Below are 14,105 nucleotides of genomic sequence, written 5' to 3'. Positions count from 1 at the left end.
TATCTTTTTATTTTAAGACAAAATCTTTACATTTAAAAAGGCTTAATTCAAATAATCTGAATGAAATCACTCAAAACGCTGTTATACTTTTCTATTTTTAAGTATCCTCTTTCAGCTAAGGAAATTTATCTGTTTTCAGCAGCAGAAAATGAAAGGGAAGTGAACATTGAATTAGACTATCTAAAACAAAAGGGAGTTGTTTCTACAAATAAAGATTTTTATTTCCTTGACAACAATGTTTCTTCGGTAGATCGCAGAATTGAAGGCAATAGAATGGCAAACTTAGTAATGGATAAGGCTATTCGTAAAGGTGTTTTAATTTCTAAATTTCCCTATGTAAAATCCGTAGGAATTTCAGGAGCGCTTTCAAAAAATTATCACGATAAAAATGGCGATGTTGATTATTTTGTTATCACCAAATCAGAACGTCTATGGATCGCCAGGACATTATTGATGCTTTATAAAAAAATATTTCTATTTAACTCAAGAAAGTTTTTCTGTATCAATTACTTTGTCACAGAAGACTCTTTAGAAATATCTGAGAAAAATATATTTACAGCTACAGAACTTTTAACGCTGATTCCTATATCTGGCGATTTTAAAGATTTTTACAATCAAAACCAATGGGTATCAAACTTTCTTCCTAATCTCGAAATTGGAAAAACTTCTATTACGTCATTAACAAAAAAACCTCTACTATCAGGATTTATAGAAAGGACTTTAAATAACAAACCAGGGAGTGTGTTAGAATCAGTATGTTTAAAATTAACTCTAAAAAAATGGACTAGTAAATTTCAAGATTTAAGCAAAGAGGACTTTAAAATAGCGATGAAATCCACACAAGGAGTTTCTAAACATCATCCACAAAATTTTCAAAAACAAGTAATTGATAAACTGAATCAAAAGTATCAGGAATTTCAATCAAAATATGATATAGAATTAGAAAAAGAGCATGCTTGATATTTTATTTTCACATTCTTATTATTATCCACTGGACCATAAACAATGGAATAACCAAACACCTTATCCTCCATTAGGAACAATATATGCTGCATCTTTAATGAGAGAAAATGGTTTTAGTGTTGATCTTTTTGATACCAATCTAAGAGATAATCCCTACGACATCGAAGCTGAAATTGTTCATAAAAAACCTAAATTTCTGGTGTTATATGATGATGGTTTTAATTATTTAACCAAAATGTGCCTCACCACCATGAGAGAAGCTGCATTTGAAATGATGCGAATTGGAAAAACACATAATTGCACCATCATTGTAAACAGTTCTGACGCTACTGATCATTATCCAAAATATCTATACAATGGAGCTGATTACATTATCCAAGGAGAAGGAGAAATCACTTTATTAGAGCTCATTAACACATTAAAAAAAGGGCTATCTGTAGAAAAAATTAAAGGTCTTGTTTATACAAAAGAGGAAAAAACAATAACTAATCCAAAAAGAGAGGTTCTCAAAAATTTAGATGATCTTCCTTTACCTGCTTGGGATCTAGTCAATATTGAATCTTACAAAAATATCTGGATACATAGTGGAAAAGAATTCACTCTTAATCTTGCCACCACGAGAGGATGTCCATTTAAATGTAATTGGTGTGCTAAACCAATTTATGGTAACCGATATAATAATCATTCTCCAGAATATGTAGTTAGGCATATACAATATTTACAAAAAAATTACCAAGTATATCGTTTCTGGATGTGTGATGATATTTTTGGTCTTACTCCTGGGTGGGTTCAAAATTTTAATCAAGAACTGAAAAGAACAAATACAAAGCTTAGTTATTACATTCAGAGTAGAGTTGATTTATTGTTGAAAGAGAATACTATTGAAGCCTTAGCAGAATCAGGTTTAAAAGAAGTTTGGGTAGGTGCGGAAAGTGGATCTCAATCCATACTTGACGCAATGGATAAAGGAACCAAAGTTGAAGAAATATATAAAGCCACTACCCTGTTAAAAGAAAAAAATATTCGAGTCGCATTTTTTATACAATTCGGATATTTAGGAGAAACTAAAAATGATATATCCAAGACTATAAAAATGATTAAGGAACTTATTCCCGATGATCTTGGTATTTCTGTTTCTTATCCACTACCTGGAACTAAATTTTATGACAAGGTTAAAGATGATTTAAGGTTTAAAGCAAACTGGACAGATTCTGATGATTTAGCAATGATGTTTAAAGGAACTTACAACTCTAAATATTATAAAAAATTACACCGTTATGCGCATAAAGAATATAGAAAAAGTCAAGGGTTACAATTTTTAAAAAAAGCTATTAAAAACCCTGCAGACGTCTCGTCAACGGCTATGAAAAGGATTATTTATCTTTTATATTATTTCCCGAGTGCTTTTATGGATTCACAAATTTTAAAAAGAATGGAGCATTTAAATGAATGAGAGTTTTGACATATCCGCAGCTTCTTATGATGAGATTTTTACAAACAGTCATATTGGAAAACTTCAAAGAAAACGAGTGCATGATTTTTTAACGTCAGTATTTCCAAAAAATGAAAGCTTAGAGATATTAGAAATTAATTGTGGAACAGGTCATGATGCAATTTGGCTTTCTGATTTAGGGCATCGTATCATAGCAACAGATATATCTTCAAAAATGATAGCAGTAGCCAATTCTAAACTCTCAACAAGTAATAATCAACCAGATTTCAGACAACTGGATATAAACAAATTAGAAGAAACTAATTTTAATAATTCTTTTGATCTTATCTTTTCGGACTTTGGAGGTCTAAACTGTCTTTCGCCTTCGGAACTAGAAAACTTTTTTAAAGTGGCTGCAACAAAACTGAAACCAAATGGAAAAATCATTGGAGTAATTATGCCAAAACACTGTTTAATGGAAAACCTTTATTTCATTATAAAAGGTAGTTTTAAGAAGGCCTTCCGCAGGAATACAAAAAACGCAATTGATGTAAACTTAGAAAATACTTCGGTCAAAACCTGGTACTATAACCCTAAGGATATAAGGAAAAAATCTAATAGTTACTTTTATATTAACAAAACAAAACCAATTGGATTTTTAATTCCTCCCTCCTATCTCGAAAGTTTTTTTAAGAACAAATTAGGATTATTAAAATTTTTAAATCATTTAGACTCTTTTTTTCAGCATAATTCTACTATATCCAGTTATAGTGATCATTATGTAATCACGTTATCCAAGAAATGAGCATCGTACTAACCCATGCATATTATCTAAGTACAGATCCTAAAGAACATAGGATTATGAAACCATATCCTCCTTTAGGACAGCTGTATATTTCTTCTTATTTAAAGGAGCACAAGGTAGAAAATTATGTTTTTGACACCACCTTTAGTTCGAAAGAGGAGCAACTACAATTCATACAATCTAAAAAGCCTGATGTGGTTGCTATTTATGCTAACCTTATGACTAAAGTAGACGTTATCGGACTCATAAAAATTCTTGTTGCCGAAGCCTCCTATGGTTTTCCAAAAATAGTTTTAGGTGGTCCCGATGTAACTTATAACACTGAAAATTATTTAAGATCTGGAGCACAATATATCGTAATTGGAGAAGGAGAAGAAACTTTACATCAGTTATATCTTGCGATAAAAAACAAGTCAAACATCAACGATGTAAGTGGAATTGCATATCTTGATAATAACAAAGTGATTAAAACTCCAGCTCGAGTTAAAATGAAAGATCTATCCATGCTTCCTTTTCCAAATAGAAAGGCTATTGATATGCAACAATATTTAGATACCTGGAAGAATAACCATGGAAAAAGCTCTATGACAGTTAGTACACAAAGAGGGTGTCCATATACATGTAAATGGTGTAGTACAGCAGTCTATGGTCAAAGTTACAGAAGAAGACCCGCAAAATTGGTAGCCCAAGAACTTCATATGCTCAAACACGAGTATAACCCGGATACCGTTTGGTTTGTGGACGATGTATTTACGGTAAGTCATAAATGGTTAGCAGAATTTCATAAAGAAGTAATAAAACAAGATGCTATCATCCCTTTTGAGTGTATCACACGAGCCGAAAGACTGAATGACCAAGTGTTACAGCAACTTAAAGAAGCTGGATGCTATAGAATCTGGATCGGTGCTGAAAGTGGTTCTCAAAAAATTGTAGACGCCATGGACAGACGAGTGAAAGTAGAAACTGTAAGAGAGGCTATTCAAAAAACGAATAAATTGGGTATTGAAACGGGTACATTTATTATGGTGGGATATCCTGGAGAAGATGAAAAAGATATTGCAGAGACTATTCATCATCTCAAAGTCGCAAACCCTACTCATTTTACAATTACCGTAGCTTATCCTATAAAAGGAACATCTTTATATAATGAAATAGAAGGTGATATTACAATACAACCCGATTGGAATACCTCAACAGATAGAGATATTGATTTTAAACGCACTTATCATCGTAAATTCTATGATTTTGCCGTTAGAAGAATTGTAAATGAGGTAAACTATCATAAAGAATTATTAAAGGGTGAAAACAAAAACCTAATACGTTCTTTAAAACTAAAGACAAAGTCAATCGCAGCACTTACTGCTATGAAATTGTATAAAGGATGATAGATCTAAACAAATTTAATCATAAACAGGGTATCGTTTATATTACCAAAGAGGATTCCAAATTTTCGAATAAGTATTTGGCTGTTCGTGAAAAAGAAAATCGCATTCTAAATGATGAAGAGGTAAAAAAATTACCTGATCTCCAAAAACACGAGTGGCAATATAGGAAAAGATCTACTGAACGATTTTTAAAGTATATTAAAAATAAGAAACGACCATTAAATGTACTCGACATAGGATGTGGTAATGGATGGTTTACGAATAAAATTGCCAATGTATTAGAAGAAAATTATGTAATAGGAATTGATATAAATAGTATAGAACTAGCGCAAGCGTATCGTATCTTTAACAAAGAGAATTTGCAATTTGTATACGGTGATATTTTTACTATAGAATCAATTTTTGATAAAAAGTTTGATTGTATCACTCTAAACGGATGTATACAATATTTCGCGCAGGTAGATAAACTGTTAAATAGGATATGTACATTTTTAAAACCTTATGGAGAAATTCATATTATAGACAGTCCTTTTTATACAAAAGAACAGATCCCTGAAGCTAAAAAACGTACTGATATGTATTATTTAAACCTTGGAGTACCAGAAATGGCTAAACATTATTATCATCACGAAGAAAATCAACTCAGGAATTTCAATACATTATATTCATATAAGCGCAACATTATTCACAAGGTTCTTGGGAGAAAAGAATCTCCTTTTTCTTGGTATTGCTACATAAAAAAATGAATTTAAATGGTTAGAAAAAAACTTCTAAAAGATATATTATATTATAGTGTTTTTACATTCATTATACTTGTTTTAGCTGAAGTAATTTTATCATTATCAAACATTTTTCCGAATGATTATTACACTAATACGCCAAATACAAAACAAAGCTATAGTGAAAATCCAAGTAAAATAGAGGGCATTTCTGGAGCATATGAAATAGGATATGATGCGCTAGGTTCGAGATCCATTTCAGATTATTCAAAAGCAACTCATAAGATTATTGCAATTGGCGGAAGTACAACAATTTGCTCTGTATTAACTCAAGAAAAAACTTGGACTGCTTTACTTGATAAAAAATTAGGCGACTCTTATTGGGTTGGCAATTTTGCAAGGAGTGGAAACAGCAGTAATCACCATGTATTCCAATTTCAACATATTCTTGATAAACCCGAATTAAAAGATACTAAAATAGTATTAATGTTAGTAGGTGTAAATGATTGTAGGGCATATTTGATCTCTCCTGATAAATATATAAACATGTCAGACACCAAAGTAAAAACAACTGCTTTTAATCATATCCCGAATTCTGAATTACCTTTTTTAAGGAGCCTTAACTTATATAAACTTGCAAAAAAAGCAAGACAAAGAATTTTGTATTATTTGCTCCCTAGAAAACCACTTGATTATTTAGAAAAATATGAGAGTAAAATAGAACCCATTACTGAGCTTCCAGATTTAACCGATGGTTTAAATCATTATGAACGTAATTTAAATAAGATTATAAAGGAAGCACAAAAACGTGATATCTCAATAATTTTCATGACACAACCAACGATCTGGCAAAAAGACTTGTCAGATAAACATAAAACATTACTTGCTGCCAGATCACATTACAATAAAACCCCTTTGTATACGGGAGAAGCTTTAAACAAAATCATGACTACTTTTAATGAACGCCTTATGACCGTGTGTAATAAGAATAATATTCCCATAATTGATTTACAATTACCTAAAGATCAGACCATTTTTTATGATGATATGCACTTTAATGAATCTGGTGCAGAAGTAGTAGCTGAAAAAGTCTATAATTTTTTAAGACTAAATAATCATGTAACTACTGATGAATAATAAATTTCTATATAAATAGTCTAAAAACCGTACAGAAACCAGAAATAAGCTTAAACACTATATATGAAAACACGATTATTTAAAAAGATTTTATTCTCTGGGATACTACTCTTAGTTTTATTAATAATCACAGAAATAATACTTTCCGTACTTAATCCTTTTCCAGATGGATTTTACACTGGAACTCCAGATTCTGGGTTTATCTGGGAAATAAACACCGATGAAATTATTGGGATTCAAGGAAGTTCTGAAGTTAAGTTCGATCGACTAGGAGCTAGATCTACATCTAACTTTGAAGAAAAACAACATAAAATTGTAGCTTTCGGAGGAAGTACCACTGCTTGTTTTGCATTAACACAACAATTAACGTGGACTGCTTTATTAGAAAAAAAGCTTGGAGAATCTTATTGGGTTGGAAACTTTGGATTACCAGGAAATAGTAGTAATCATCATCTGCTACAATTCAAACATATTCTTAAAAAACCAGAATTAAAAGATGTCAAAACAGTTTTAATTTTACAAGGTGGAAATGATTTTGTTGGCTATCTAGTTTCTTCTAACTTCTACTTAAATTCATCCGATGATCAATTAAAAAAAATAGCTTTTCAGCATTTACCTAAGAAAGAATATGCATTTCGACAACGATTTGCTTTATATCAATTATTAAGAAAAGCTAAGCAAAAAATTATTTTCTATCTGTATCACAAAGAATCTTTAACTCAAACTGCGAATTCCATCAAACTTAAAAGACAAACATCCAATTTAGTTGAAAAACTTCCTGCATTGACAGAAGGATTAAATCATTATGAAAATAACATTCAAGACATTATTGATATGGCTAAAGAAAGAGATTTAGAGGTTGTTTTTATGACACAACCTACCATGTGGAAAGAAAACTTAGAACCACAATATGAAAAGTTATTACTAACTAGTGGTTTCATGAACAACGAGCAGTTTTATAGTACTGCAGCTTTGAGCGAAGGAATGTCAGCTTTTAATGAAAGACTAAAAATGGTTTGTGATAAAAATGAAGTGAAATACATAGACCTAAATCTTCCAAAAACTACAGAGACATTCTACGACGATTTTCATTTTAATGAATCTGGTGCGGAATTGATGTCTGATCAAATATCAAAGTTCTTACTTTCGAAAAGTAGTCGAAACTAATATCGTGCCTTAAAAAATTATGCTAACTGTTGTTTTTTGAAGAAGGCATCTACGATTTTCTTTTCAACAGGGATATGAAAAAACTTGTATTTACATCTTATCCTAGCCAATAATTGTAAAGGTTTATAAATATTTCTTTGATTTGAATACGCAAATTTTAGATAGAACTTAAATTTCTCAAAGAAATCATATTTTTTTTCACTAACCCAAGGTCCAATAGAACCTACGAAATCAAAATCCGACCATTCATGAACTGTTTCGGGTAACTTATAACCATTTTTTATAACATTGTCAGTAATAGTTGTGCCTGGATATGGTTTAAAATAAAAAATAGGTGTTCTAAAATCGGGATGCATACTATTAAGTTCCAATGCTACGCGCACGGTTTCCTCGACGCTCCGATCGCTTTCTTCTGGAAAGCCGACAATAAAAGGAAATTGAACAGCAATACCTAGTTCTCTGCAGCGTTCTGCGCACATATATACCTGTTCTATTTTTATATCCTTTTTTAACCAATCCATCATTTCCTGAGAACCTGACTCTACTCCAATAAGTAACCTTCTTAAACCAGAATCCGCACAAATTTTAAAATCTTCTAAACTCATTCTTGATCCTTGATCAGCTCTCATGGTAGCAGCCCAAGTAAAGTTTAGCTTCTTTTCGATCATTTTTTCAGCAATTTCAATAACTCTATCTCGATACGTAAAATAGGTTTCATCCTGAAGGTTTAAATCCGTAAATTTATACTTATTGTAAAGTTCTTCTAATTTATTTACCATTACGTCAGGAGAAATAGCGGTCCACTTTCTTTTATAAACGAAAGGATCCGCACAAAAACTACATCGAAAAAAACATCCTGTTGAAGAAATGTAATCCAACTGTCTTCTTCCCTTTTTTTCAAAATACTTTTCTACATCAATTAAATCATAATTTATATCAGCAAAAGCATCCATTTTAGAAATAACTCTTGGCGGGTTTTTTACTATTTTTCCTTCCTTATTTCTGTAACAAATTCCTTTTACAGTTGCAGGTTCTTCGTGCTTAACAATTGTCTCTACTAATTCTTTAAATGTATCTTCTCCCTGTCCTTGAACTGTTATATCTATATTTATTTCATCCTTTAAAGTCTGCTCAGGAAACAACGATGTATGCCAACCTCCCCAAATTACCGGAATATCTTGTCTTATTTTTTTTACCTCCTGTGTAACTTTTAATGCATCTTTTATAGGTCTTCCTGTTAGTGCCGTAACACCAAAACAAATAGCATCTGCTAAATGTGTTTGTATGGTCTTCATTGGATTTTCATCAATTCTTCCATCTATAATTATTACTTCATATTTTTGGGAATCTAGAACAGATCCTATTGCAAGTAATGCCAATGGCATATCAAAAAAAACAGCAATAGGATTATACAGCAGGACTTTGTGTTTCTTCAAAATATTTTTTTATTAAATATAGTACATACTACTTAAAAATAGAAAATGTCTTGATACCTTTTTTATGAAAAAAATATTGAATCGACGTAATACATACACCTAACCCATAGGTTACACTTCGATTAAAATTAATAGACGAACTCTCACTAGAATAGGTTGTAGGACAAGTTATTTCAGCAATCTCAAAACCTTTATTAAAAATTTGACACAGCATTTGGTTATCGAAAATAAAATCATCTGAATTATGATCTAATGCTAATGAATTTAAAACTTCTTTGGAAAAAGCTCTAAAACCAGTATGATATTCAGATAATTTTTGTCCTATCAAAATATTTTGAAATAAAGTTAAGAATCTATTCGCTATATATTTATAAAGAGGCATTCCTCCTATTAATGCTCCTTTACCAAGAATTCTAGATCCCAAAACAACAGGATATACTTTATTAGCAATTAAATAACACATAGAATGTATCAACTTTGGTGTATATTGATAATCTGGATGTAACATAACCACTATATCTGCACCCAAAGCCAAAGCTTTTAAGTAGCAGCTCTTTTGATTTGCACCATATCCTTTATTCTCATCATGCTTAAGAATATGTTTTATCCCAAGCTTTCTTGCTACTTCAATAGTTTCATCAACACTATTATCATCTACTAAAACAACTTCATCAACAATATCAAAGGGAATCTCATTATATGTTTTTTGCAATGTTTCTGAAGCGTTATAAGCCGGAAGCACTACTATAATTTTTTTATTATTAATCATAGTTTAATAAAGAAACCTGTTATGGAAAAAAAAGAATTATTTTTTTATCATCGTCAATTTAACAACTATATTTATATAAGCAAAATAAAACAACCTTTTGAAGTTTCTAAAGACCTGTAGTTTTTCTTACCAAAGCATTATACTTCTAATGATTCCTTTCTTAATAATAGGCATTCTTAGAATATTGGGATTTGACGGACTTTATGGGCAAGATGCTTATGAATATTTACGATATACTAACGCAATACTAGAATATCTACAATCTGGAAAACACCCTGGAAACTATTTTTGGCCCGTTTTATATCCAACTTTAGGAAGTTTGCTAACGTTTATATTCGGTGATACATCATTTGCTTTACAATTCATAAGTTGTCTTAGTTTTTCTATTTGTGGTATTTACTCGTTAAAGACTCTTCAACTATTATATCCAAAGGATCATTTTCACTTTTTCTATGTGCTAATTTTTGGAATTCTGTGCCCTTTCTTGCTAAAAATGGGACTCATTATTATGTCAGATGCTTTAACAATGGTATTTGTGATTTTATCATTCTATTTCTTCTTTCGAGCATACTACAATAAAAAAAGTTTAGTTCCTGTATTCGTTTTTGCCACAGCAGCTCTCATGACACGTTACGCGTCTTTATTTATAACTTTTCCAATTATATTATTTGCATTATACCTAATATTTACTAATAGTAAATTTCAGCAATTACTAATCGCAAGTCTATTAAGCCTTATAGTTACGATACCCTTTTTTATTTTTCAATGGGGAGCTTTATTTGAAGTTTCTTCCAATTACTTTTTAAATGCTTGGTCCTTTACAAACTACTTCAAATCTAGCTATACAACACAAGACGGAACAGCAAGTTTCATTTTTCCTAATTTGATATTTACATTCTATGTATTTTTTCATCCAGGTTTTATTTTTATTGGAAGTATCTTAAGTTTAATTACTTTAAGAAATTATACATCTCTAAATAAGTTTCATCATATTATACTTTTGACAAGTTGTGGGTTATATATTTTCTTTTTAGCAGGAATTCCATTCCAAAATCCTAGAATATTGGGATTAGTATTTCCATTAATTTTAATAATCATGTTTCCAGCATTTGTCAGTTTAATGAAAATTAAAAATATTCGAAGATTTTTGATCCCAATAGGAATAGGTTGTATCACATTACAATTAATTTTTTTTACAATGACTTTTAAGCCATTATTCTCGCGTACTATTATAGAAAAAGAGTTAGTTACTATGATACAACCATATCAAGGAAAAACACTCTATAGTTTCGACGTAGATTTAGCTTTGCAAGGACGTGGATTGGTATTTGATTATAAAAATTTGTATTTACAACGCTATTACAATTTTCAAAAGAATGATCTGATTTTATTTGATCCTATTCGATATCAGGTACAATGGAAAAATAAAACTCCTATGCTTAACTGGGAGTTTATAGAAAAAAATTATAAGCTAAAAATTTTGGCTAATCATCCCAAAGGGTGGAAACTATATCAAATTAGATAAGATGCTTTGGAAACGAATTAAATATCGCTTAAGATTATTATACACATCTGTTTTATTGTATCTAGGTTTTGAGAAATTATTACTCAAAAACAGGTACGGCGAGCGAATTTTGGTTTTTCATGGTATCGATAAAGTAGGTAAAACTTGTTATAATAGCCGTTTTATAGGAGTTGATACTTTTGAAGAATTTATAAAGTATATCACGCAACACTATCATGTTATTTCGTTAGATGATTTCTATGCAAAAAAGTTTAAACCTAATACTCTTAATATTACATTAACTTTTGATGATGGGTATTATAATAATTACGCTTATGCTGTACCTATTTTAAAAAAATATAAAGTTCCTGCTTCCTTTTATATTACTACGGTACATGATAAGAGTCCATATTTATGGGCCGATTTTGTAGATTTAATTTCTTATCACACAAGTAGACAAGAAATAGTTTTTGAAAAAAGGACGTATATAAAAAACTCTAAAAACGAGTTTGTAGCTAATGGTATTTCATTGAAAAACATAGCCAAAACTCTACCCTATGAAAAGATTAAAATTTTATATGATATTTTACAAAAGGATTGGGAATCTATATCCACAACTTCTATTTCTGATTATTGGGAATTAATGAATTACAGACAAATCCAAGAGATTTGCTCCGACTCCTTATTCTCTATTGGAGCACATGGAGAAACACACGTAAACTTGATCGATATACCAATAAACGATGCTAAAAAAGAAATATTCAACAGTAAAAAAACACTTGAAAAAATATGTGATGAACCCATTGAAGAGTTCGCTTTTCCTTTTGGATATTATTCTAAGGAATTAGTTGATTATTGCGAAGAAATTGGTTACAACAAAATACTATTAGTTGATTATAATAAGGATGAAACAAACGATAATCAATTATTAAGACCTCGTTTTGTAATGAATCCCTATATTACTTTGAAACAGCAATTAATATACTTACTAAAAGGTTCTTATTTCTAGAAACTTATGTTATATAAAGAAAAATATATTCTAAAACGTGTTGACAACAATGATTTTCCGGCTATTAAAGAACTTTTTTGGAAAGTCTTTAAGAAAAAAGTTACACTCTCTTATCTTCAAAACAAATACAACACATCTTATCTTAACGTAAATTACATTTGCAGTATAGCATATTGCGAAAAGATTCCTGTTGCTTTTTACGGAGCGATTCCACAAAAATTCAAACGCCATAATGATGAAATTTATGTTGCTCATGCCTGCGATTCCTATACATTAGCAAATCATCAACGAAAAGGGTTACATTATGAATTAGCAAAATTAGCCTATGCTATCATGAAAGAAAACAACATAAAGTTTGTTTATGCTTTTCATAGCGAAAACACTTATTATAGCACCAAAAAATTAGATTGGAAAGAGCACAAACATTTGCAAAGATTCCACATCAAAATATTCACTTTACCAATAGGGAAAATAGTGAATAAATTAGGCTGGTCTGGAGTGTATGATATTTTTTTAAATCAAAAACTGTCTTCAGAGGCAATTCATAAATTAACTCTGGAACATAAAGATAAGTTTTGCTTAAAATTTAATTCAGATTTTATAACATATAAGGATAGTTTTAAAAGTCATTATTATATTGAAATTGAAGGTTGTATCTTCTGGTTTAAAATACAAGCAATCATGCATATAGGAAAATTCTTTGCTCCATCTGAAATTGCTTTACAAAAGGCTTTAAAAAGACTTAAGCGAAAAGCATTTTTTCTGGGTATCAACGAAATTCTTTTTCAAGTAGATCCTGATTCTATAGCATCTAAACAATTACAAAGTATAACGAAACCAAAAGAATCTTGGCTAGTTGGCTATTTGGATTTCGATAAAAATATAAATCTCAATGATTTCATATTTACATATTCTGATTTAGACACTTTTTAATATGGAAATAAAACTTAAAAATTATTCATTCAAAATAGATCCAGGACAGAACAAACACTATTGGGAATATATTAATGCCACAGATTGGGAGCCACATACATTTACTATTTTTGATTATTTCATACATAAAGAATCCAATGTACTCGATATAGGTGCTTGGAGTGGAGTCCTTACATTGTATGCCGCAAAAATTGCTAATAAAGTACATGCTATAGACCCTGATCCTATTTGTTTTAAAGAGTTAAATACTAATATTAAATTAAACCCTTCCATAGCTAAAAAAATAAAGACTTATAACAAGGCTATTTCAGATGTAAAGGAAACCTTAAAACTATCTGCAAGAGACTCTTATGGAGCCTCTTCCAGTAGTATTTTAAATCGTAAACGGGATACAGAAAATTCTTTAGAATTAGAAACCTTATCATTAATAGATTTTATAGAATCAACAGGAATTCAAGAAATTGATTTTATTAAAATGGATGTTGAGGGCGCTGAATTCAAAATTTTACCAAAAATTGGAAAGACAATAGAAAAATTAAACCATCCAACTTTGTACGTATCTTTTCATTATAATTTTTTAAATGAACATATTTACGCAAGAAAAGTTCCTTTTAGTTTTTTAAACAAATTAATGATGCGCTTAGAAATGGTTTTTGGATTTTACGTATTTAAAAATAGCATCCTTAAAGAAATTAATAATCTATTTAGCGAATTAAATAGTTACAAGTATATTTATAATACTAGCGGAACTTTAGTTCCTTTTAATCATTTAAATAAAAATCCAGCAATGATTAAAAACACAGATTTAGTATTTACAAATATAGAATGGAAATAAAAAATCTTAAA

Annotated in this window: 13 protein-coding genes; 11 read left to right on the top strand and 2 right to left on the bottom strand. The window is 30.1% G+C overall.

Going from position 1 to position 14,105, the window contains the following annotated elements; all coding sequences use genetic code 11:
- Positions 1–60 precede the first annotated feature (60 nt).
- The 7 genes from ABD077_RS20250 (at position 61) to ABD077_RS20220 (ending at position 7,608) form a co-directional block, all read left to right on the top strand.
- Positions 61–960 (top strand): nucleotidyltransferase domain-containing protein, encoded by a 900-nt coding sequence (locus ABD077_RS20250; RefSeq protein WP_343914049.1) that lies wholly within the window; start codon positions 61–63, stop codon positions 958–960.
- The gene (locus tag ABD077_RS20245; protein ID WP_343914048.1) at positions 953–2,416 is read left to right on the top strand and encodes a B12-binding domain-containing radical SAM protein; all 1,464 of its coding nucleotides are present in this window, start codon (positions 953–955) and stop codon (positions 2,414–2,416) included. Before ABD077_RS20250 ends, ABD077_RS20245 begins: the two co-directional genes overlap by 8 nt.
- Positions 2,409–3,200: a class I SAM-dependent methyltransferase gene (locus tag ABD077_RS20240; protein ID WP_343914047.1), complete on the top strand. Its 792-nt coding sequence runs from the start codon at positions 2,409–2,411 to the stop codon at positions 3,198–3,200. The genes ABD077_RS20245 and ABD077_RS20240 overlap by 8 nt, the downstream gene beginning before the upstream one ends.
- Positions 3,197–4,585, top strand: a complete 1,389-nt coding sequence (locus tag ABD077_RS20235) for a B12-binding domain-containing radical SAM protein (RefSeq protein WP_343914046.1) — start codon at positions 3,197–3,199, stop codon at positions 4,583–4,585. The genes ABD077_RS20240 and ABD077_RS20235 overlap by 4 nt, the downstream gene beginning before the upstream one ends.
- Positions 4,582–5,331, top strand: a complete 750-nt coding sequence (locus ABD077_RS20230; RefSeq protein WP_343914045.1) for a class I SAM-dependent methyltransferase — start codon at positions 4,582–4,584, stop codon at positions 5,329–5,331. The genes ABD077_RS20235 and ABD077_RS20230 overlap by 4 nt, the downstream gene beginning before the upstream one ends.
- Positions 5,332–5,337: 6 nt before the next feature.
- On the top strand, positions 5,338–6,441 hold the full coding sequence (locus tag ABD077_RS20225) for an SGNH/GDSL hydrolase family protein (RefSeq protein WP_343914044.1): 1,104 nt from the start codon (positions 5,338–5,340) through the stop codon (positions 6,439–6,441).
- A gap of 63 nt (positions 6,442–6,504) precedes the next feature.
- Positions 6,505–7,608, top strand: a complete 1,104-nt coding sequence (locus ABD077_RS20220) for an SGNH/GDSL hydrolase family protein (RefSeq protein WP_343914043.1) — start codon at positions 6,505–6,507, stop codon at positions 7,606–7,608.
- A gap of 17 nt (positions 7,609–7,625) precedes the next feature.
- On the opposite strand, the gene ABD077_RS20215 is transcribed toward ABD077_RS20220, so the two are convergent.
- Positions 7,626–9,044, bottom strand: coding sequence for a B12-binding domain-containing radical SAM protein (locus ABD077_RS20215; protein WP_343914042.1), 1,419 nt, complete (start codon positions 9,042–9,044; stop codon positions 7,626–7,628).
- A gap of 28 nt (positions 9,045–9,072) precedes the next feature.
- On the bottom strand, positions 9,073–9,813 hold the full coding sequence (locus ABD077_RS20210; RefSeq protein WP_343914041.1) for a glycosyltransferase family 2 protein: 741 nt from the start codon (positions 9,811–9,813) through the stop codon (positions 9,073–9,075).
- A gap of 148 nt (positions 9,814–9,961) precedes the next feature.
- Here ABD077_RS20210 and ABD077_RS20205 point away from each other — a divergent pair, with 148 nt between their 5' ends.
- The 4 genes from ABD077_RS20205 to ABD077_RS20190 are packed head-to-tail and all read left to right on the top strand — an operon-like array spanning position 9,962 to position 14,094.
- Positions 9,962–11,338 (top strand): ArnT family glycosyltransferase, encoded by a 1,377-nt coding sequence (locus tag ABD077_RS20205; protein ID WP_343914040.1) that lies wholly within the window; start codon positions 9,962–9,964, stop codon positions 11,336–11,338.
- Between the two features lies 1 nt (position 11,339).
- Positions 11,340–12,326, top strand: coding sequence for a polysaccharide deacetylase family protein (locus ABD077_RS20200; RefSeq protein WP_343914039.1), 987 nt, complete (start codon positions 11,340–11,342; stop codon positions 12,324–12,326).
- 6 nt (positions 12,327–12,332) lie between these two features.
- Entirely contained in the window at positions 12,333–13,259 is a 927-nt protein-coding gene (locus ABD077_RS20195; RefSeq protein ID WP_343914038.1) for a GNAT family N-acetyltransferase, read from the top strand.
- Between the two features lies 1 nt (position 13,260).
- Positions 13,261–14,094, top strand: a complete 834-nt coding sequence (locus ABD077_RS20190; RefSeq protein ID WP_343914037.1) for an FkbM family methyltransferase — start codon at positions 13,261–13,263, stop codon at positions 14,092–14,094.
- Positions 14,095–14,105 lie beyond the last annotated feature (11 nt).

The sequence above is a fragment of the Aquimarina litoralis genome, assembly GCF_039523995.1.
Lineage (GTDB): Bacteria > Bacteroidota > Bacteroidia > Flavobacteriales > Flavobacteriaceae > Aquimarina > Aquimarina litoralis.
Note: the sequence above shows the minus strand (reverse complement) of the source record. Positions and strands in the feature narration are given on the sequence as shown.

Excerpts from the sequence above, each read along its gene's own strand:
- ABD077_RS20250 (WP_343914049.1), top strand. The coding sequence starts at position 61 with ATGAAATCACTCAAAACGCTGTTATACTTTTCTATTTTTAAGTATCCT.
- ABD077_RS20245 (WP_343914048.1), top strand. The coding sequence starts at position 953 with ATGCTTGATATTTTATTTTCACATTCTTATTATTATCCACTGGACCAT.
- ABD077_RS20240 (WP_343914047.1), top strand. The coding sequence starts at position 2,409 with ATGAATGAGAGTTTTGACATATCCGCAGCTTCTTATGATGAGATTTTT.
- ABD077_RS20235 (WP_343914046.1), top strand. The coding sequence starts at position 3,197 with ATGAGCATCGTACTAACCCATGCATATTATCTAAGTACAGATCCTAAA.
- ABD077_RS20230 (WP_343914045.1), top strand. The coding sequence starts at position 4,582 with ATGATAGATCTAAACAAATTTAATCATAAACAGGGTATCGTTTATATT.
- ABD077_RS20225 (WP_343914044.1), top strand. The coding sequence starts at position 5,338 with ATGGTTAGAAAAAAACTTCTAAAAGATATATTATATTATAGTGTTTTT.
- ABD077_RS20220 (WP_343914043.1), top strand. The coding sequence starts at position 6,505 with ATGAAAACACGATTATTTAAAAAGATTTTATTCTCTGGGATACTACTC.
- ABD077_RS20210 (WP_343914041.1), bottom strand. The coding sequence starts at position 9,813 with ATGATTAATAATAAAAAAATTATAGTAGTGCTTCCGGCTTATAACGCT.
- ABD077_RS20205 (WP_343914040.1), top strand. The coding sequence starts at position 9,962 with ATGATTCCTTTCTTAATAATAGGCATTCTTAGAATATTGGGATTTGAC.
- ABD077_RS20200 (WP_343914039.1), top strand. The coding sequence starts at position 11,340 with ATGCTTTGGAAACGAATTAAATATCGCTTAAGATTATTATACACATCT.
- ABD077_RS20195 (WP_343914038.1), top strand. The coding sequence starts at position 12,333 with ATGTTATATAAAGAAAAATATATTCTAAAACGTGTTGACAACAATGAT.
- ABD077_RS20190 (WP_343914037.1), top strand. The coding sequence starts at position 13,261 with ATGGAAATAAAACTTAAAAATTATTCATTCAAAATAGATCCAGGACAG.